This is a genomic window from Bacillus sp. 5w2 (assembly GCF_054353775.1).
In genome coordinates, this window is record NZ_JBTIWT010000002.1 from 342,204 (window position 1) to 361,422 (window position 19,219).

20 protein-coding genes are annotated in these 19,219 nt (G+C 33.7%); 8 read left to right on the forward strand and 12 right to left on the reverse strand.

What is annotated here, in order from left to right; genetic code table 11:
- Window positions 1-231: 231 nt before the first annotated feature.
- Window positions 232-441: a hypothetical protein gene (locus ACXY7N_RS06065; protein ID WP_000880630.1), complete on the forward strand. Its 210-nt coding sequence runs from the start codon at window positions 232-234 to the stop codon at window positions 439-441.
- Between the two features lie 39 nt (window positions 442-480).
- Here the strand turns inward: ACXY7N_RS06065 and ACXY7N_RS06070 are convergent, their stop codons facing one another.
- A complete protein-coding gene (locus ACXY7N_RS06070) occupies window positions 481-1,257 on the reverse strand; it encodes a class I SAM-dependent methyltransferase (RefSeq protein WP_016088692.1) in 777 nt (258 codons plus the stop codon).
- Between the two features lie 108 nt (window positions 1,258-1,365).
- On the opposite strand from ACXY7N_RS06070, the gene ACXY7N_RS06075 reads away from it, so the two are divergent.
- Complete coding sequence (locus tag ACXY7N_RS06075) at window positions 1,366-2,217, forward strand: YhfM domain-containing protein (RefSeq protein WP_016088691.1); 852 nt, start codon at window positions 1,366-1,368, stop codon at window positions 2,215-2,217.
- A gap of 116 nt (window positions 2,218-2,333) precedes the next feature.
- On the opposite strand, the gene ACXY7N_RS06080 is transcribed toward ACXY7N_RS06075, so the two are convergent.
- Window positions 2,334-2,531 carry a hypothetical protein gene (locus ACXY7N_RS06080; protein WP_016088690.1) on the reverse strand — a complete coding sequence of 66 codons (198 nt, stop codon included), beginning with the start codon at window positions 2,529-2,531 and terminating at the stop codon, window positions 2,334-2,336.
- 150 nt (window positions 2,532-2,681) lie between these two features.
- Between ACXY7N_RS06080 and ACXY7N_RS06085 the strand changes: the two genes are divergently transcribed.
- The 3 genes from ACXY7N_RS06085 (at window position 2,682) to hmpA (ending at window position 5,780) form a co-directional block, all read left to right on the forward strand.
- Entirely contained in the window at window positions 2,682-3,779 is a 1,098-nt protein-coding gene (locus ACXY7N_RS06085) for a site-2 protease family protein (protein ID WP_016088689.1), read from the forward strand.
- A gap of 114 nt (window positions 3,780-3,893) precedes the next feature.
- Window positions 3,894-4,412 (forward strand): hypothetical protein, encoded by a 519-nt coding sequence (locus tag ACXY7N_RS06090; RefSeq protein WP_016088688.1) that lies wholly within the window; start codon window positions 3,894-3,896, stop codon window positions 4,410-4,412.
- Window positions 4,413-4,571: 159 nt separating this feature from the next.
- Complete coding sequence (gene hmpA, locus ACXY7N_RS06095) at window positions 4,572-5,780, forward strand: NO-inducible flavohemoprotein (protein WP_016133987.1); 1,209 nt, start codon at window positions 4,572-4,574, stop codon at window positions 5,778-5,780.
- A 31-nt stretch (window positions 5,781-5,811) separates the two neighbouring features.
- On the opposite strand, the gene ACXY7N_RS06100 is transcribed toward hmpA, so the two are convergent.
- Complete coding sequence (locus ACXY7N_RS06100) at window positions 5,812-6,324, reverse strand: Crp/Fnr family transcriptional regulator (protein WP_016088686.1); 513 nt, start codon at window positions 6,322-6,324, stop codon at window positions 5,812-5,814.
- A gap of 170 nt (window positions 6,325-6,494) precedes the next feature.
- Here ACXY7N_RS06100 and ACXY7N_RS06105 point away from each other — a divergent pair, with 170 nt between their 5' ends.
- Entirely contained in the window at window positions 6,495-6,722 is a 228-nt protein-coding gene (locus ACXY7N_RS06105) for a hypothetical protein (RefSeq protein ID WP_000882907.1), read from the forward strand.
- Between the two features lie 293 nt (window positions 6,723-7,015).
- Here the strand turns inward: ACXY7N_RS06105 and ACXY7N_RS06110 are convergent, their stop codons facing one another.
- The 3 genes from ACXY7N_RS06110 to ACXY7N_RS06120 form a co-directional block, all read right to left on the reverse strand.
- Window positions 7,016-7,816, reverse strand: coding sequence for a sulfite exporter TauE/SafE family protein (locus ACXY7N_RS06110; protein ID WP_116363173.1), 801 nt, complete (start codon window positions 7,814-7,816; stop codon window positions 7,016-7,018).
- Window positions 7,817-7,933: 117 nt separating this feature from the next.
- The gene (locus ACXY7N_RS06115; RefSeq protein WP_016088685.1) at window positions 7,934-8,932 is read right to left on the reverse strand and encodes an inorganic phosphate transporter; all 999 of its coding nucleotides are present in this window, start codon (window positions 8,930-8,932) and stop codon (window positions 7,934-7,936) included.
- Between the two features lie 11 nt (window positions 8,933-8,943).
- Window positions 8,944-9,564, reverse strand: coding sequence for a DUF47 domain-containing protein (locus tag ACXY7N_RS06120; protein ID WP_000231446.1), 621 nt, complete (start codon window positions 9,562-9,564; stop codon window positions 8,944-8,946).
- A gap of 312 nt (window positions 9,565-9,876) precedes the next feature.
- Here ACXY7N_RS06120 and ACXY7N_RS06125 point away from each other — a divergent pair, with 312 nt between their 5' ends.
- Window positions 9,877-11,919: a transglycosylase domain-containing protein gene (locus ACXY7N_RS06125; protein ID WP_016133989.1), complete on the forward strand. Its 2,043-nt coding sequence runs from the start codon at window positions 9,877-9,879 to the stop codon at window positions 11,917-11,919.
- Window positions 11,920-12,024: 105 nt separating this feature from the next.
- On the opposite strand, the gene ACXY7N_RS06130 is transcribed toward ACXY7N_RS06125, so the two are convergent.
- The 3 genes from ACXY7N_RS06130 to ACXY7N_RS06140 all read right to left on the reverse strand — a co-directional run bounded on the left by ACXY7N_RS06130 (window position 12,025) and on the right by ACXY7N_RS06140 (window position 15,173).
- Window positions 12,025-12,453 carry a hypothetical protein gene (locus ACXY7N_RS06130; protein WP_088083481.1) on the reverse strand — a complete coding sequence of 143 codons (429 nt, stop codon included), beginning with the start codon at window positions 12,451-12,453 and terminating at the stop codon, window positions 12,025-12,027.
- A gap of 195 nt (window positions 12,454-12,648) precedes the next feature.
- Window positions 12,649-13,680 carry a Gly-Xaa-Xaa repeat protein gene (locus ACXY7N_RS06135; protein WP_488592328.1) on the reverse strand — a complete coding sequence of 344 codons (1,032 nt, stop codon included), beginning with the start codon at window positions 13,678-13,680 and terminating at the stop codon, window positions 12,649-12,651.
- 221 nt (window positions 13,681-13,901) lie between these two features.
- On the reverse strand, window positions 13,902-15,173 hold the full coding sequence (locus ACXY7N_RS06140; RefSeq protein ID WP_016133992.1) for an ATP-binding protein: 1,272 nt from the start codon (window positions 15,171-15,173) through the stop codon (window positions 13,902-13,904).
- 160 nt (window positions 15,174-15,333) lie between these two features.
- Here ACXY7N_RS06140 and ACXY7N_RS06145 point away from each other — a divergent pair, with 160 nt between their 5' ends.
- On the forward strand, window positions 15,334-16,179 hold the full coding sequence (locus ACXY7N_RS06145; RefSeq protein ID WP_488592329.1) for a DUF72 domain-containing protein: 846 nt from the start codon (window positions 15,334-15,336) through the stop codon (window positions 16,177-16,179).
- Between the two features lie 277 nt (window positions 16,180-16,456).
- Here ACXY7N_RS06145 and ACXY7N_RS06150 read toward each other — a convergent pair whose 3' ends face one another.
- The 3 genes from ACXY7N_RS06150 to ACXY7N_RS06160 all read right to left on the reverse strand — a co-directional run bounded on the left by ACXY7N_RS06150 (window position 16,457) and on the right by ACXY7N_RS06160 (window position 19,215).
- Entirely contained in the window at window positions 16,457-16,651 is a 195-nt protein-coding gene (locus ACXY7N_RS06150) for a DUF3924 family protein (protein ID WP_016133994.1), read from the reverse strand.
- 114 nt (window positions 16,652-16,765) lie between these two features.
- Window positions 16,766-17,296: a tyrosine-type recombinase/integrase gene (locus tag ACXY7N_RS06155; protein ID WP_000806231.1), complete on the reverse strand. Its 531-nt coding sequence runs from the start codon at window positions 17,294-17,296 to the stop codon at window positions 16,766-16,768.
- Window positions 17,297-17,403: 107 nt separating this feature from the next.
- Window positions 17,404-19,215 (reverse strand): sensor histidine kinase, encoded by a 1,812-nt coding sequence (locus ACXY7N_RS06160; protein ID WP_016133995.1) that lies wholly within the window; start codon window positions 19,213-19,215, stop codon window positions 17,404-17,406.
- Window positions 19,216-19,219 lie beyond the last annotated feature (4 nt).

Sequence of the window (19,219 nt, forward strand, 5' to 3'; positions counted from 1 at the left end):
TTTTCTGAAATATATATTCATATATAGAAATATCGAAGGTGATATTCGTTATTTTGAATTGAATGGGTGATGAATATCGGATTGTAAAAAGGGAGTGGAAATTTTTATAGAATTGTAAAATTTGTAGAGAAAGTTGATATTTGTAGGAGTAAAGAAGGGATTGTTTGAATTTACAGAGAATAATACAACAATCCACTTGCTGGACAGAACAAACCAAAAGAGGTGACTAGAATGCTTGCGATGGGAGTATTATTTGGCATTATTGCTATAATTGGTTTTATGTGGTTATATTATTCGCGTTCGTTTAAACAAGCAGAAGTTTTACTCTTTCAAAAAGGTAGTTTGTTGACAAATCAGTCTAGATATTTAGTATGTCCGAAGTGTGGAAGTGCACAGGCCAGAAGTGGAGGATATCAAGAGTGTTGCAAAATTAGATTATGAAAGAAGGAAGCCTCACATTATTTTGTGAGGCTTCCTTCCTTACAATTTCATGGCACTCCAAATTGTCCACCGATCTCTTTCAATAATAGGAGAGGTGTTTTGTAATGCGATCTGGATCTGTTGTAGAAGTTGAGAAAGTTCATGATCTGTTAATTCGTATAGAATGGATCGACCTGTTCGAGGTGATAAATCCTGTAGCAATGCTTCTACAGAATCATGTATTTTTCGTACTTCCCATTGTGTTTGAGTGGGGAGCACATGAAGAAAATGTTTTTGTAATTCTTGTTGTATCGTGGTGGTTTTTGGCCGTCTTTTTGATTCTATTTCAATGAGTTTTGGAAAGGTAGAGAAAAAATATCCACGAATGTGTTCGGGGCTTCCAGGAATTGTACAATCTTCAATAGTTCGGTCTTGTACAATAAGTACACCGTTTTTCTTTAATATACGAGAAGCTTCACGTAGAAATGTAGGAATATCTTGTAAATGATGAATAACTGCGCGCGAAATAACAATGTCGAATGTATCATTAGGATATGGGACGCTATGAGCATCACCGTGAATGAATGAAATGTTTGGAAAGCTGCTACAATTTTCTTTTGCAGCCTGTAATATTTGTTTTGAAAAATCAAGTCCAACAACACTCGTTGCTCCCATAAGGGCGAGTTCTTTCGTATAAATCCCACCACCACAGCCGATATCAATGATTTGCTTGTTTTGTATATTTGTAATACTTTTTATCATTTCCCCCCAGGAAATATGGGCGTTTCGCTGTGCGTATGTGTATTTATTATTTGCATCATGAAAATTAATGGACATGAAAAAGACCTCCTTTCAATGTTTAGTATAGCTTATTTTATAGTGTGTCACGTTTTTGTTTTTTATATGAAGATTATAAGAATTTCTTATTGTAAAAGGAGGATTAAATTGAAAAGGAAATATGTATTGTTGTTATTTGCTATGTTACTAGCATCTTGTGGTCAAGTTGAGCAAAAAAAAGAACCAAAAAAAGTGGAAGAGACGGTGAATGAAGTGAAAGAAACAATAGGGATAACCGTTATACAAAAAAAACATAAAGAGAAAAAGTTACAGGAATCAGAAGCTAAGTTAGTAATGGACATTTTGGATAAAGCTGAGAAACAAGAAATAACAGGTAGCTTCGGTGAACCGGAATATGAAATACAAATTAGTAGAGATGGAAAAAAAGAAACATATTATGCATGGTTAAGAGGAGAAGACAGACGGGGATGGGTACAATATAAGAAAGCTATGTATATGCTGAATAAAAAAGATACGGAAAAGCTTTTGGCTATATTTCCAAATGTGTCAGAACAAAAAGAAGATGAGATGCAGGTAGGTCCTTTAACGGAAGTAACAAAAAAAGATTTGCAGATTACCGCGTTTCATATTAAAGCTGGCGATCAAAAAATGAATTATATGGTACGCTATACGATTTCACAATCACTATACAACAAATTAGAGAAGGAACAAGAATACTATTTACAAGTCATTTTCCCGGAAAAAGTTCAAAAATTAATTGGAGCAAAAGAGAGTGAAATGGTTTTAGGTGAAAAGGTAAAGGAAGGGTATAAACAGTATGAATTGCATGCTACTGTTCCGATAAAAGGTGCTTCAGAATCACAATTAAAGTCATTAGAAACATATTATGAAAATTATGATTTGAAAATATTAAATAGAAAAAAAGAAAAAATAGGTGTTTTTCAAAATATCATTCAAATTGTTAAAGAGTATGGTGAAAAAATGAATTTACAAAGATAAAGTGAAACTTTAAGCGGTGGGGGCGGCCCCCGCTGGTCAGGAGCTCTCAAATAGCGGGATTCTATATGGCCTTTCCTAGGAAATGATAATAGAGAGGGGGAAAACACCCCTCTCTATTACTTTGCTTTTGCAGATGGCTCATTCATTGATTTTCGTGTAATAAGAAAAGAAATCATAAGAGCGGAAAGGACGATAATAGCAATAAATACGTGATTGGGCAACAAATCTAATAATAATACGTAGCTAACGGTATAAAAAATAAGAGTTGAAGCTAAAAACGATAGAGCGCCTATTATGAGAGACTGTAAATTCATTCGTATACACCTCCTTTTTTTATATTTTTGGCTAAAAATGGATTAAATAAACATTATTTCTAACGATAGAAAAAAATATGTCATAATAGAGAAAAGAAAAAGCTTTAATGAATGAATATGACTCATTAATGCGAGATAAAGGAGAGGAATATGAAAAATAATAAAAAAGGATTATGGGGAATTATTGTTGCAATAGGGCTATTTTTACTTTCTAAGTTAAAGTGGGTATTTGCAATTTTTAAATTAGCAAAGTTTTCAACGGTATTTAGTATGTTTCTATCACTTGGTGCATACGCAGTTATATATGGTTGGAAATTTGGAGTAGCGCTCATTTATTTGTTGTTTATTCATGAAATGGGCCATTTATGGGCTGCGAAAAGAAAAGGGATACCAACATCGCCAGCAATATTTATTCCATTTATGGGCGCTCTTATTGGGATGAAAGAAATGCCGAAAAATGCAAAAGATGAAGCTTACATCGCCTATATGGGACCTCTTTTCGGATTATTGTCATTTTTACCTGCAATTCCACTTTATGTAATAACGAAAGAGCCATTTTGGGCATTAATTATTTTACTTGGAAGTATGATTAACTTCTTTAACTTGATTCCAGTTTCTCCGTTAGATGGTGGACGAATTATCTCAGTTGTAAGTACAAAGATTTGGGGAGCGGGCCTTATTATATTGCTCGGTTATTCCATTTACTTTAAAAGTATTTTGGGAGGATTTATTTTTATTATCGGCTGTATGGAATTATATAGAGTAATAAAGAGAGATGAGCCAATTAAGGAATTAGGATATAGAATTGATGGAATGAAAGAATATGTTGCAAGGCTTGAAGAGGAATTAAAAGAAACTGGTGCGGTGCATCGAAATATATATATGATGCAACATGAAATGAATGTATTGAGGCAAAAAGAAAGAGAGAAAGAATTAAAAATAGGAGAACTTCAAAAGATTGAAGTGTTAGAGTATCTTTTACCAAAGTTTGAGCCACTTGATTACGTTCCATATGAAGATGAAAAAGAAACGCATATTATTCATATAAGAGAAGCGTTTGAAGTGTCAGAAAGAAAATTACAGGAATGGGAGACAGAAAAGAGACAACAGGAAAACTATTATAAAGTTGATATGAAAACGAAATGGACAGTCTTTGCTTGTTATATCGGATTAATGGCTATACTCGGTTACACAGCTTATGAAGGGTATATTGTTTTACAAGAACATTTACCAAGGAGAAATGTATAGAAAAATATTGTCGAAATGACAAGAAGGATTTAAACAGGAATTACATTTCTACGAGAGAATGTTACAAGTGTAACAGTACATTGTAATATTCATAGTAGAAAAGGAGTTCTGTATATGAAGAAATTGCTAAATGTGTTTGGTGTTATTATCGTGATGATAATTGCGAGTTATAGTCTTATGAAAGTATTATTACATTATGCGAATAAGCCCGCTGGGGTAAGTACAATAGCTCAAATAGAAGATGTGCAAGAAGAGACAAAAGTGCTTGATTTTATTCGTATGACACATGAAAGTTATAATAATTTTTTAAATTATGGTAAAGCAGAGAATTATACAGACGGGGACTGGAATCAATTTAAGCAATGGTTTCAACAACAAGAATCGTCATTAAAAAATATACATACAGAAATAAAGAACGAAAAAATAAAACGCGATGTAAATAGAAGCTATGAAATTGTAAAAAAAGGTGTGGAACTCCAAAATATTGAGTATGTAATTTATGCACATCGTGTATACCATGACTTGGATATTATCGTAAATAAATATAGAGGTGAAACGAATGTCTGGGGGTATACAGAGTTTGGAGATGGGAAAGATATAAGGGTAATTGAACAAGCTATACAGTCCAAATAATAAGCTAGCTAGAATTCTAGTTGGCTTATTTTCTTTTGTAAGTGCAATGTTCATATATTTTTCACAAAAACACCGTGTTAATAGTGATTAAAATCACAATCTGTATTATACAATTCAGTTAAACTAAAAACAGTTAAGGAAATAGAGGAGTGGGATACAATGTTAAGTGCAAAAACAATTGAAATCGTAAAGTCAACAGTACCATTATTACAAGAAAAAGGCGTTGAAATTACTACGAGATTTTATCAAATTTTATTTTCGGAACATCCGGAGTTATTGAATATTTTCAACCATACAAATCAGAAAAAGGGAAGACAACAACAAGCGCTAGCGAATGCTGTTTATGCAGCTGCAACGTACATTGATAACTTAGAAGCTATTATTCCAGTTGTAAAACAAATTGGTCATAAGCATAGAAGTTTAGGTATTAAAGCGGAACATTACCCGATTGTAGGTACATGTTTATTACGTGCAATTAAAGAGGTTGCAGGTGCACCTGATGAAGTTTTAAACGCATGGGGAGAAGCTTATGGTGTCATTGCTGATGCATTCATTAGCATTGAAGCAGAGATGTATGAAGAAGCGGCACATAAAGAAGGTGGATGGAAAGATTTCCGTAACTTTGTAGTTGTTAAAAAAGTGAAGGAAAGCGATGTTATTACATCATTTTATTTAAAACCTGAAGATGGAGGAAAAGTTTCTTCATTCATCCCAGGGCAATATGTAACGATTCAAATAAATATTGAAGGTGAAACATATACACATAATCGTCAATATAGCTTATCAGATGCTCCTGGAAAAGAATATTATCGTATTAGTGTAAAGAAAGAAAAAGGTGTAGATACACCGGACGGTAAAGTATCTAACTACTTACACGATCATGTAAAAGAAGGCGATATGTTACCAGTAAGTGCACCAGCAGGAGATTTCGTATTAAATATGGATGCAACATTACCAGTTGTACTAATTAGTGGTGGGGTAGGTATTACACCGATGATGAGTATGCTAAATACGTTAATTGAACAAGACTCAAAACGTAATGTATGTTTTGTTCATGCAGCGATAAATAGTAATACACATGCAATGAAAGAACACGTTGAGGCAGTAGATAATGAATACGAACAAGTTAAAGCGTACACTTGCTATTCTGCACCAACTGAAAAAGATTTGGAAATGAAGAACTTTGATAAAGAAGGTTTCATTGAGCGTGAATGGTTACAAACTATTATTCCGACAACTGAAGCAGAATTTTATTTCTGTGGACCCGTACCATTTATGAAACATATAAATGCTGCACTAACTGATTTAGGTGTGAAACAAGAGCATATCCACTATGAATTTTTCGGTCCAGCATCGAGCTTACAATAGAATGGATTTGAATAAGCGAAAAAACGAGGTATTATTTTACCTCGTTTTTTATTTGTTCTCGTAACAGCCGATTTACCGTTTCACGGCGTATACCAATTAGTTGACCAATTTCAGTTTGCGTTAATATTTCATATATAGGAATGTCACCTAAATATAATGTGAACCATTCTTGTAAACGATGAAGACGTTCTTTCGGAGAGACGGTTGTCAATTGATCGATACGCTGTTGCATCATTCTTAATTTTGATTGTAATTGCATAGCGATATTTGCATAGGATGCGGGATTTGCCTGAAGTTGATCGTACCATTCATTACTAATTATAGGCTCAACTTCTGTTTTCATTAAAGCAATTGCTGTACCGTGATACTCCTTCGGTGAAATTAAAGAATGGTGAGGTATTGTTTCACCTGGAACGATAATGTTGAATAAAAATGGTGTTCCATCTTCTTCTATTCTTACTACTTTTAATAAACCTGCTTTTATAAAATATAAAGGACCGTCCTCGCCTTGACGAAATAGTACATCTCCTTTGTGTAGAATCAATGTTAGCCCCCCATTTAAACATTTCTATTTTTTTTATTTTAGTGTATATGTATAAAGACAATATGCTATTTAAACAGCAATTTCATTGACGAAATGTATGCTATTACAGTAGTATACTATTTAGTGTGTAATAGTACTAGCAATGAATACGCTGTAGGAGGTTTAGTATATTGTTAGATGCGATAAAAATGACGGATATGAGAATTCCGGCGAATGCTATCATTCATGTAGAAGAGATGAAAGGTGGAGTCGTTTTATCCGTTGAAGTAGACGGCCAAATTATTTATACGATGGCTTATGATGAAGAAACAGATAGTTATGCTGAATTATATGATCGAAATGATAAGAGGGCGTGCCAAGTCCATGAGGATTTTATGGGATGGTCACTTCTTCACTAAAAAAGATGTCAATATGACATCTTTTTTTATTAAACCGATAGAATATACAAAGAAATGAAATATAAGGATAAAATTTGTAATAAATGATTTTGCATTGTTAGCACTTTGTAACTGCAAGTAAACTATATTTTCGCTATCATAAAGATAACAGTCGCAGTTATAGGAGTGGTCAACTTGAAGAAATTACATATTTCCAATTATATGTTATTATGTGTTTGTTTAATTTTATTTGTTCTCTTAGGAGGATTTTTATATTCATGCGTATAAGAAAAACGCATTCTAAAAAGAACGCGTTATAAAAAAGAAGTAATGATTAATCTAGTCCCGAGGATAATTAATGTAATACGTAATAAATTAATTACGGCTTTACCACTTAATTTTGTATTGATATAAGCCCCGATTTTTCCACCGATCCATGCACCAGGAATAAGAACTAATGCGTAAATCCAGCTGACATTTCCAAGGGAGATGTGAGTTGCAGAACTTACAATTGCTGATAGAAATACGATAAACATCGAAGTTGCTACAGCAATATGTGCTGGGAATGCAAAAAGGAGCATCATTGCTGGAACAAGTAAGGCACCGCCACCAATTCCAAATAACCCAGATATAAAACCAACTATAAAGGCGATAAAGATAGCGAGAAGCGGTGGGAATTGATAGTGTACAGTGTTTCCTTCGTTATCTGTAAAAGAACGCTTAATTACAGTCATATTTGATAAAGAAAGGGGGTTTAATTTGTCTCGTAACATAAGAAGAATGGAGACAAAGATAAGGAAAATCCCAAAATATAAAGAAAATGTGTCTTGGTTTAAAAATTTGTTTGCCCATGAGCCGATGATACCACCAGGGCCACTCCCGATAAATAAAATAAGTCCACTTTTGTAATCTACTCGTTTATGCTTCATATAAGTAAGGGTGGAAGATAGTCCTGTAAAAACGACTGTTACCATTGAAGTTCCTACTGCAAGTTGTGGTGATAGGCTGTGTAATCCGATTAATAACGGAACAATAATAATTCCGCCACCAAGCCCGACTAGACTCCCGACTGTCCCGGCGATTAGCCCGATGAAAAGTAACATGATGTATTCCAAATTTGCCAACTCCTCTATATAACTTATCCACCAATTATTATACACGCTTTTTAATGAGAAAAAGGTTTGTTCACAAAAAAGTCGTCTTCCTAGAAAAATAAGGAAGACGACTTTTAATTAAAAGATTAAGTGTAATAAAGAGTAAAATAAAGCAGCTAAAGAAGCTGAAATAGGAAGTGTGATAACCCAAGTAATTAACATGCGTTTTGCAGTTCCCCATTTTACACCTTTTACACGATGAGAAGCACCAACCCCTAAAATAGAAGAAGAGATAACGTGCGTCGTACTAACTGGTAAATGAATGAATGTTGCACCGAAAATAACAAGTGATGATGATAAATCGGCAGCTACACCATTTACAGGACGAATTTTCATAATTTGTCCACCGACAGTTTTAATAATTTTCCATCCACCGACAGAAGTACCAAGCCCCATTGCGATCGCACAACATAATTGTACCCAGAACGGGATGTCGCTAGAAGTATGATAGTTATTGGCCATAAGAGCCATCGTAATGATTCCCATTGCTTTTTGCGCATCATTTGTACCATGTGTATAAGCTTGTAATGCTGCAGTGAAAATCTGGAATATACGGAAGTTTTTGTTCGTTTTCGTTAAATTAAAGTTTTTAAAGACTACTTTAAAAATACTGTATACGATATAACCAATAACAAAAGCGATAATCGGTGAAATGATTAAGGCTTCAAGAATTTTGATAAACCCTTTAAGATTTAATGAGCTAATACCGGCAGCAGCGATAGCTGCACCTGCGATTGAGCCAATAATAGCATGCGAAGAACTACTTGGAATACCGTAGTACCAAGTGATCAAATTCCATGCTATTGCCGCAAGCAAAGCAGCTAAAATTACAAGGGAACCATTTTGCAAGGCAAATGGATCAACGATATCTTTAGTAATTGTTTTTGCTACACCTGTAAATGTCATCGCACCTAAAAAGTTCATAATAGCTGCCATAATAATTGCATGTCTAGGCTTTAGAGCTTTCGTTGAAACAGCCGTTGCAATAGCGTTTGCTGTATCGTGAAATCCATTGATAAAGTCAAAAGCTAAAGCGCAAATGACTACTAAAACGGTCAGTATCAAGAGTGTATCCATGATCAAACTCCTTACGCGTTCTTCATAATAATTGTTTCTAATACGTTTGCAACGCTTTGGCAGCTATCCGCTACTTCTTCAAGCTCTTCGTAAATCTCTTTGTATTGAATAATCTTAATCGGATCTTTCTCACGAGAGAATAAGTGCTTAATCGCATGACGGCGAATATCATCACATTGTGATTCGTAATCCTTAATCTTAATCGCGTTCGTACGAATGTCGACTAACTTCTTCTTAGACAGTAGTTCAACAGAATTTGCAATCTCAATCGCACATTGATTAATTGCTTCAACGAATTTAATCATGTATTCATCAGCTTCTGTAATAGAATACATTTCGAATAGACCAGCACTATGATCTAATCCGTCTAATACATCATCCATACTCATTGCGAGTTGTAGGATGTCCTCACGTTCAATAGGAGTAATAAACGCTTTGTTTAGCTCCATAATGATTTCGTGAATAAATGAGTCACCTTTTGACTCATACTCTTTCATGCGCATAGAAAACTCTTTTAAATCGCTAGCATTTTTAATTTTATACTCCACGAAAAACTGCGCGCCTTCTTTTAAATTTTCAGAAACATTCATTAACATTTCAGAAAATTTATCTTTTTTTGATTTAAAGACCATTATTAGTTACCCCCACAAAAGTAATATATGTAAAATATATTGGCTAATCAATTCTAACAAAAAACTGTCGTTTTTTAAAACATTTTATCGAAAAGTTTACAAAAACTTAACATAACTCTCATTGTTGTATTAATAATATTAATAATCACTATTGAATATCTTACTTGTAGAATGTCCTTTTCTTGCAAAAAGTATGAATGTGAAAGAAAAGCTTTACACTACAGGAAAGACTACGTTATTATAATAAATTCAAAAGGAGGTATATTCTTCCTTTTGAAAAGAAGAGTGTAAACAAACGAAGGAAGTGAACGAATGAAATTAAAGAACACTCACTTGAAAAAAATACAGGAGTGGTTCAACAAGAGGAAGAAACTTCGTAATTCATTAATTGTATTAGGAAGTTTACTTGCTACTCTATTTATTGCTATAAATATAATAATTTCTATTCAAGACATATCTGAATTAAAGCAAGCTGTTCCGCAACCGACCTTAATTTATGATGCAAATAATGAAGTCGCGACAAAATTAGCTTCTTCTAAAACAGAAGGCGTGAAAAGGAAAGATATTCCTGATATTATGGTTCAGGCAATTGTTGCAGTAGAAGATAAGGAATTTTTTAACCATCACGGTATTTACTATAGTGGAATTATAAGTGCAGTTTTTAAAAATATTACAGCAGGAGAAGTTGTAGCAGGGGGAAGCACAATTACGCAACAACTTGCGAAAAATGTATTTCTGACACAAGACCGCACGTTCTCGCGTAAAATAAAGGAATATTTTTTAACAAAAAAAATAGAACGTACGTATACGAAAGATGAAATTATCGAAATGTACATGAATCAAATTTATTTTGGTGAAGGTGCTTGGGGTATAAAAAAGGCAGCTAAGTCTTATTTTGATAAAGATGTAAAAGATGTAACAATTTCAGAGGCTGCAACGATTGCAGGTTTGATTAAAGCACCGTCTGCGTATTCGCCTTATAAAAACTTTAATAAATCAATCGAACGACGTAATGTTGTATTAAATTTAATGAAAGAGCAAGGGTATATTTCTGACGAACAGTATAATAAAGAAAAAGAGAGTGGTCTTGTGTTGAAACGTGGTGTTGATGATAAATACAAGGGGAAATACTCTCAATATGTAGACTATATTGTTAGAGAAGCGATGGACAAGTACGAATTAACACAAAATGAAATTTTAGCAGGTGGTTATCGTATTTATACAGAGCTTGATCCGAAAAAACAACAGGCTGTAGAAGACGTTGTGAATAATGAGAGTTATTTCAAAGATAGTGGCTCAGATCAACTTATGCAAACAGGTGTAGTTCTTATGAATCCGAAAACAGGTGGTGTACCAGCTTTAGTTGGAGGAAGAGGGCCGTATCAGTTTTTACAGTTTAACCATGCAACCCAATTAAAAAGACAACCAGGCTCAACGTTAAAGCCTCTTGCTGTATATGTACCAGCGTTAGAGCAAGGGTATGAAGTATACGATATATTAAAAGATGAACCATTTAATATTAAAGAATATAAACCGCAAAATAGTGATCATACTTTTCATGGTGATGTAACGATGTATGAAGCAGTAGCGAAGTCGTACAATGTTTCAGCTGTTTGGCTATTAGAGCAGATTGGATTAGATAAAGGGTTGAAATCTTTAGAGCGATTTGGTATTCCATTAGTGCCAGAAGATCGTACGTATCCAATTGCTTTAGGTGGGATGCATGTGGGAACCTCCCCATTTGTAATGGCCCAAGCGTACAGTACATTTGCAAATGACGGTGTCCAAGTGGAAGCTCATGCGATTAGGGAGATACAAAATGCGGAAGGTGAAACGATTGGAAAGTGGTATAAGAAAGAGACACGAGTGACGAGCGAGAAAATTTCTCAAAAGATGACATATTTATTAAAAGGTGTTGTCGAAAAGGGTACGGGCGAAAAAGCGAAAGTTAATAATGTTGATACGGCAGGTAAGACAGGAACTACTCAAATTGTAAATGGACCAAGCACAGGCGCAAAGGATTCATGGTTTGTTGGATACACACCAGATTTAGTAGGTGCAATTTGGGTAGGATATGATAAAACAGATAGCGATCATTATGTTCCAGGGGGGAGTCAAATTACGACGACAATGTTCAGGGATATTATGAAAAAAGCGAATGCCAATCCAGCTCAAAAAGCATTCCAGTTATCACTCATATCTGAGGCTGAATATAAAAAACAATTGAATACAATAGAAGAGGAAAAACGAAGAAAAGAAGAAGAGAAGAGGAGGAAAGAAGAGGAACAACAAAGAAAAAAAGAGCAACAAGAGTGGTTTGATAAAGTGAAAGAATGGATTCCATCATTTTGGTAAAAGGAAGAGGCGAATAACGAAATTCGCCTCTTTTTCGTATGAAAGATTAAGTGAAACTTTATATACCTACTAGTTATTAGCGCATATCAATTGGGATCAATGGTATTACTCGTTAAGTGTAACATTCGTACTGCCAAAGGATTGAGAATCGTATGTGATAATTATTTTTCCTTTACTAATAGGCTCGTAAGGTAATTCTTCTTCGTAATTACCATTATTTTCATTGTGAATAGAAAGCATGATTTCATCAATTTCTTTATTTGTATACTGATCTTTAATCGTTTCGGCAATTTGAAGTAGTGCTTCGGAACTAGAAGCTGTCGTAATAAGCATTCCTTTTATAACTTTTTTTTCATTATTTGTGGCATTAGAATAAGGGATGTTACTTTGTTTTGTATACAAAAGTTTGTATGGAACAGTTTTTCTCTCTGCTTTTGATATAGTGGAATATTTTAGAGTTAAAAAAAATCCTACACATAAAATAATGCATACCATAAGAGCAAACCAAATGCGTATTAGTGACATAACTCTCATTTTCATCCCTCTTTCATATCATTGACTTCACTATTTATCATACAAAATGAGGATTAAGATAGAGTAAATTTGAGGTAAAGAAACGTAAAGAAGGAGCACTTATCCTCCCAAATAAGTGCTCCTTTCTATATAAAGAGAGATTTAATGCACGGCTAAACGATACATATTATTATAAATATACTTATTGATTGAAAATTAGTAAATTCGGAATACGGATAGTGTTGCAGTTGTATCGCCTGTGTTAGGAATAGAAATAGTGTTTGCTGTAGGCTGTACAGCAATCGTTGTACCAGCTTGTAAAGTAACGATTGTAGAGAAAGAAACAGCACTACCGATAACGTTAGTTGAGAAATTACGAGTAGGTGGTTGGCCATTGAATGAAATACCGAATCCAAATGGTGAAGATCCTGGGAAAGTTGTAGACGCTGAGAAACTAATATCATATACGCCTGTTTCTAAAATTGTTAAAGTATCTGAAGTATCGTTGAAAGAGATATTAGTTAATTCAAAAACTTGATTGAATTGGATGTTTGTTCCAGGGGATATAGTTTGTGGATTTGAGTTTCCGATAGCTGCGATAGTTACAGGAATTGGAGTACCCGCTGCTCCTGTTGCACCAGTAGCACCTTGAGCGCCAGCCGGTCCCTGAGGTCCAGTAGCGCCTTGAGCGCCAGCCGGTCCCTGAGGTCCAGTAGCGCCTTGAGCACCCGCCGGTCCCTGAGGTCCAGTAGCCCCTGTTGCTCCTCCTCCAAGGCAACCTGATCCGTATTGAACTAAGATAGTTTGGATCTCTGTTATGAGTTTAACTAGTTTGTCAATAGTACAACAATCTATTTTGAATAGCTTTGCGATATACAGTAAATAATTAAGCAAGCTTTGTAGTTCAACGTACAATGCTCCGCATGAGAAAGGTGTTGTTCTTAAAATAGTTAATAGATTAGCAATAATAGAATTTCCAATTTGTTTTTGTGCTGGAGACAAATCTAAGCAATTGAGGAATTTTTGTAGGTTATTTAGGGCGGCAATCAAGTTATCTATATTATTTTGAGAAGGGTTTTGAAAGACAGCTTGAATAGCTTGACCAAGGGCTTGAAGCAGTCTAACGAATTCTGTAAGTTCGGACTTAGAGATGTTAATATGACTACAGGCTCTGACTTCGCAACAATCATTACCATAAAATACTTTCCCTTTATTTTTATTGTTCATCTTTTCATTCCTTTCTTTCATAGAATCAATAGTAATTACTATATATTAGAATGAAACTTATACTACATTCGTGATGGACAAACTACTATTTCTAAAAAAATAAGAAATTGGCTCATCTAGCCAAAATAAGTAAAATATAGAGAAGGTTTATATGACATAAAGAAGAAAAGTTCAATATAAAAAACTGCATGCCAATTGTTGGAGGTATTTAACAATTGGCATGCAGTTTGTGGAAGAGTACCTCATTTGTATTCATTCAATCTTTCTAGGGGTATTTTGGGTAAAATTGGAATTGAAATAGTGAAAGTTGTACCATCTTGATTACTAGTCATTTTTAATGTACCGTTATGATTTTGAATAATTTTCTTCGTTACTGACAAGCCTAGTCCTGTTCCTGAATCTTTTGTTGAGAAGAATGGATCAAAAATATAATCTTGAATAGCTGGAGGAATACCAATTCCGTTATCAGTGAAAGTGATTCGAATAAAGTTATCTAAGCGATAACTAGTGATTTGAATAGAAAGTTGTTTTTCACCTTGAGCATCGACAGCGTTCTGAAATAGGTTTAAAAAAACTTGTACAAGTTCATGACGATCAATATGAACTAATACATCATCTAATTCGGTAGAAAAATTATAATCAATTAAAATGTTATGTAAAAAGACTTCACTAGCTAGTAACTGTTGAATATACTCACGTAAAAATGTATGAATGGGAAAAGGTTCTCTTGTAAATTCACGTGTTTTTGAAATAGCTAAAAATTTTGTAATAATACTATTTGCACGATCTAATTCAGGAATAAGTAAGTTTTTAAATAATTCTTTATTAGATGGAGAAACACTTTCTTGTAAAAATTGTAAATAACCCCGTACTGTTGTCAGAGGATTACGTACTTCATGAGCAATCCCAGCTGCGATTCGTCCTGCTAATGAAAATTTTTCTGCATCACGTTCTGTGTTTAAATAATGGAAGACACTAATAACTCTAAAAATTTCTCCGTTATAATCCCGAATAATTCGATTGTTTAAAATACCATAGTTTTTGTCTAGCACTTCTTCATTATATATTTCTGTGCCCGTTCTTAATGTTTCAAGAGCTTTAATTTGTTCTTCTGGCAAGTTTAATAACTGTTGAATTGGCTTTCCAATTATATCATTTCGTACTACACCAAAATCATCTGCTGCAGCTTGATTACATAATGTAATATTCCCTTTATTATCAACAAAGGTTACATGATGTGAAAAAGCATCAAAAATATGAATAAAGTATTTTTCAAGTTGTTCAAATAAAAACAATGAATCACAAGTAAGTTGAAAATCAGCCTCTTTATTCTCTTTTTGTATGTTTTGAATGGAATGAGTCGTTCTTGTTTTCTTTATTTGTAAACCAATATGTGGATTTTTGTATGTGAAATGATGTGGTAATTGATTCACAAGTTCTTCATAAAAACGTACTTTATTTTCTAGTTCTTCTATTCGTTTTTCATGAGATACAATAGCATCGTTTGGAAGCATAAATAGATAACCCCTCAATTTAAAAATTCTTCCATTTAGTATATCATATTTTTATAAGGATACTCTTAAAGAAAGAGATACTTCATGTAATGGATTAGCCGAAGTATTTGAGAAGTGAGTAGAATGAATAGAAGATAGAGTTAACAAGGGAGGGATGCATTTGCTTTTCATTGGAGTGACAGGATGGGGAGATCATGATTCTTTATATATAGATCGCTATGAAAATAGAAATAAATTACGAACATATAGTGAGCATTTTCCTATTGTGGAAGTTGATAGTTCATTTTATGCGATGCAGCCTGCACGAAACTATACAAAGTGGGCAATGGAAACACCGAAAGATTTTTCCTTTGTCGTAAAAGCATATCAAGGAATGACGGGACACATGAAAGGAGAAATTCCTTATTCTACGTTCGATGAGATGTTTGATGTGTATAAACAATCTATTCTTCCTTTAATAGAAGCTAATAAATTAAAAACGATTTTATTTCAATACCCACCTTGGTTTGATTGTAAAAAGAAAAATGTAGATTTCCTTCGATATACGAAAGAAAAAATGGAAGGTTTACCGTGTGCCATAGAATTTCGAAATCAAACATGGTTTTATCCCGAAATGAAAGATAAGACGTTACAGTTTCTAGAACATGGGAAATGGATTCATACAATTTGTGATGAACCACAGGCTGGAATAGGTTCGGTACCACTCGTGTTAGAGGTTACGAATTCAGACATGGCACTTATACGTTTTCACGGTCGGAATGTTCATGGGTGGCTTGATAAAGGGGAAAATTGGAGAGCGGTTCGTTGCTTATATCGTTATAACAATAAAGAATTGGAAGAATGGGTAGAAAGATTAGAGCAATTAAAAAAGAAGACAAAGGACATATACGTACTATTTAATAATAATTCGGGTGGAGATGCAGCGGATAATGCGAAACAGCTTATGAAAATGATGAACATTACATATGGTGAGCCGAAGCCTGAGCAATTAAATTTGTTTGAATGATAATAAACAAGAAAGGCACTGTACAAACAGGGGGAATGTACAGTGCCTTTCTATATGAAAAAGAGGGGTAACAATGTTACTGAGCGTTTGGTTGATTCATCAATTGTTGGCTTCGTAATAAATGATAATGGTTATCATTATCATTGTCAATAGTTTTCCGAAAAATAAATAAAAAACTTTTTATGAGGCATGAATGCTAAGGAGATTCCTAATAAAAAGTTTTTAGGGGTAGGTTTCCAGTAAACACCTGATAAAGTATCAAAAAAAAGAACAGCAATTATTGCTGTTCTCTTCCAGTGACGAATTGTTGTAAATCAAAAGGAGTTATCGCTTGGATAAATTCTTTTGAGATAAGTGTTTGAACAAGGGTACTCTCAGAAATGGAAGCACCTGTTTTCTTTTCATAAGCTTGTTTTAATAAATCAAGTTTTTCAGCCGTATCTTTCGGTAATTCAATAGTTAATGTGTTCATAATTTCTCCCCCTTACTATTAGAGTACCACTACAATATAGGAGAGACAAGAAAATGTGAAACATAAAAAAGGTTACCATTTATAAATGGTAACCTTTTTTATGTATAAGAGTTATTAAGCAATACCGATATACTTTAAAGTTTTTGATGGAGTACTATGATCAAAGAAGTGTTGTAAAAATGCGATGTCAACACCTGATTTGTATGCACAATATCCCCAAGTTTTTCGAAGTGTATGTGAGCTAATCCCTTCTAATCCAACTTCTTTTGCAGCTTTGTTTAAAATATACCATGCATGTTGTCTCGTAATAGATTTTGTTCCTTTTTGAGACTTTAATAATGGTTCATTACGTTTCCAAGTTTTACGTTCTTTCATGTAATCTTCGATCGCGTGCTGTAAGTCTTCATTTACAGCAAACCATTTATGTTTCTTTACTTTTTCATTGTAAAATAAAATGGAATGGCGAACATTTTCATGTTCATCGATTACATCACTAACTTTTAATTGTAAGATTTCACTTACTTTTAAGCCAGAATTTACAGCTAATACGAATAATAAGCCATCACGTTTCGAAGATTGTAAAAGTATATTTTTGATAGTTTCTAATTGTTTTTCATTTTGAATAGGTTGTCCTGCTTGTTTCATTTCACGCACTCTCCTCTTTTATGTGTGTAAAGGAAAGGATTAACTTGTTTCTTACTATAAAGGGAGAGTGTGAATTTCATGTGAACTCCTAGTGAAATTAAGACAAATTATTTGACTTCTTTTACTTTTTGTAAATTAAAGTAGAATACAACACTATTAGTCGTATTATATACACCGTACTCGGCATGGTGGAGGTCTAAAATGTTTTTTACAATAGATAATCCGAGGCCAGTACCACCAGTATGACGGCTACGAGATGCATCTAAACGGTAGAAACGATCCCAAATTTTTTCAAGACTTTCTTCTGGGATCGGATTTCCCGTGTTTTCAATTTCGACTTTTACTGTATCTTCCATTGCTATAACGGAGACTTGTATTTTTTCTCCATCTGGCGTATAGCGAATTGCATTGCTAAGTAAGTTCACAACCACTTGCTCAATACGACTACGATTCGCTGTAACAAATATAGAAGAGTCTACATCTATGTTCACTTGTAAATGCTTTTCCTCCATACTAAATAATAACTTTGTATAGACTTGTTGAATTAATTCGCCGATTGAGAATGTCGTCATATCTAGTTTGTACGTACCTGATTCTAATTTTGCTAATTCTAACATTTCAACAATAAGTCTGTTCATGTTTTCAGTTTCTTCTAAAATAACATCTGTATAATACGTCGTATCTTTACTAACGCCATCTTTAATTCCTTCTGCGAAACTTCTAATTACACTGAGCGGTGTTTTTAATTCGTGTGATACACCAGAAATGAATTCTTTTCGCGTTTTCTCTAATTGACGTTCACGTTCAATATCTTGTTGTAATTTTGTATTGGCAACATTTAATCGATCGATTCGGTCTTTTAAGTTTACAGATAACGTATTAATACTACCGGAAAGCCCGCCAATTTCATCGTCTGCTGTCACAGGTAATTTCTCGCTAAAATCAAAATTGGCCATTTTCTTTGTGACACGATTAATTTTAATTAATGGTTTCACAATGATTTTTGAGTAGTAGAAGGATAACAAAATGATTACGAGAAAAACGATAATTAAGGCATAGACATAATAATCCTTTAGAACGAGCATTGCTTCGTTAACAGGTTGCAAAGATGCTATCGCAAAAGCGTATTCTTTAATCTTTCCATCTTCCATAATAGGTTTTACAAAGATACTATTCTTTATATTTTCTCCGCCATCTAGTATATAAGTGTTTAATTGCTGCGGATTAGAAGTGCCATCTCTAATAATTTCTGCAAAATATTGAACGGCTTGTAATGTTTCAAGATCATTTGCAAGACGAACATCCGCTTTGGATGGAAGCTGTAACTTAGATACAATACCAGTAAAATCAATTTGAGTTGGATTTTTGTATCGGTTTGTAAGTCTATTTTTAGAAGGATTGCCATTAATGGATTGAAAATCTGAGTTGACATGCTCGTTTTGCCATCGATTATAATTCGTCGTCAATTCTAGTGGCGTTATTATATTATCTTGTACAAAACCGACGACGTTTATCACTCCATCTTTTTTCAATCCTAAGTTTTCGAATTTATTATATTCTTCTGGTGTTAAAAGATTGTTGAGTGGAATGGAATATGTTTTATTATTTTTAGGATTAATGACATCAATGTAGAAATTATTGTCACTTTTAATAATTCCGTTAGAATTTAAAAACTGCATTTCAGCATTTGTTTTATCATGAAATTCTTGTTTTAGTTTTCTAATCTCCTCATAAGTTTTACCACTTTTTTCGTAAGTATCTACGAACTTCTCAAAAGCAGTTTGAACTGTTTTTACTTTTTTATTAATATAAAATTTCTCTAAAAATAAAGATTGTCCTAGGAAAAAAAGGAGGAATATGATTGTAAATAAAGTTGATGTTAATAAAAATAGTTTAAAGACGATACTTCTGTTTTTCACTGCG

Bases quoted from the DNA above. Each gene is read 5' to 3' on its own strand.
- ACXY7N_RS06080 (WP_016088690.1), bottom strand. From the start codon at position 2,531: ATGAATTTACAGTCTCTCATAATAGGCGCTCTATCGTTTTTAGCTTCA.
- ACXY7N_RS06090 (WP_016088688.1), top strand. From the start codon at position 3,894: ATGAAGAAATTGCTAAATGTGTTTGGTGTTATTATCGTGATGATAATT.
- ACXY7N_RS06125 (WP_016133989.1), top strand. From the start codon at position 9,877: ATGAAATTAAAGAACACTCACTTGAAAAAAATACAGGAGTGGTTCAAC.
- ACXY7N_RS06120 (WP_000231446.1), bottom strand. From the start codon at position 9,564: ATGGTCTTTAAATCAAAAAAAGATAAATTTTCTGAAATGTTAATGAAT.
- ACXY7N_RS06135 (WP_488592328.1), bottom strand. From the start codon at position 13,680: ATGAAAGAAAGGAATGAAAAGATGAACAATAAAAATAAAGGGAAAGTA.
- ACXY7N_RS06155 (WP_000806231.1), bottom strand. From the start codon at position 17,296: ATGAAACAAGCAGGACAACCTATTCAAAATGAAAAACAATTAGAAACT.
- ACXY7N_RS06065 (WP_000880630.1), top strand. From the start codon at position 232: ATGCTTGCGATGGGAGTATTATTTGGCATTATTGCTATAATTGGTTTT.
- ACXY7N_RS06085 (WP_016088689.1), top strand. From the start codon at position 2,682: ATGAAAAATAATAAAAAAGGATTATGGGGAATTATTGTTGCAATAGGG.
- ACXY7N_RS06150 (WP_016133994.1), bottom strand. From the start codon at position 16,651: ATGAACACATTAACTATTGAATTACCGAAAGATACGGCTGAAAAACTT.
- ACXY7N_RS06130 (WP_088083481.1), bottom strand. From the start codon at position 12,453: ATGAGAGTTATGTCACTAATACGCATTTGGTTTGCTCTTATGGTATGC.
- ACXY7N_RS06140 (WP_016133992.1), bottom strand. From the start codon at position 15,173: ATGCTTCCAAACGATGCTATTGTATCTCATGAAAAACGAATAGAAGAA.
- ACXY7N_RS06070 (WP_016088692.1), bottom strand. From the start codon at position 1,257: ATGTCCATTAATTTTCATGATGCAAATAATAAATACACATACGCACAG.
- ACXY7N_RS06115 (WP_016088685.1), bottom strand. From the start codon at position 8,932: ATGGATACACTCTTGATACTGACCGTTTTAGTAGTCATTTGCGCTTTA.
- hmpA (WP_016133987.1), top strand. From the start codon at position 4,572: ATGTTAAGTGCAAAAACAATTGAAATCGTAAAGTCAACAGTACCATTA.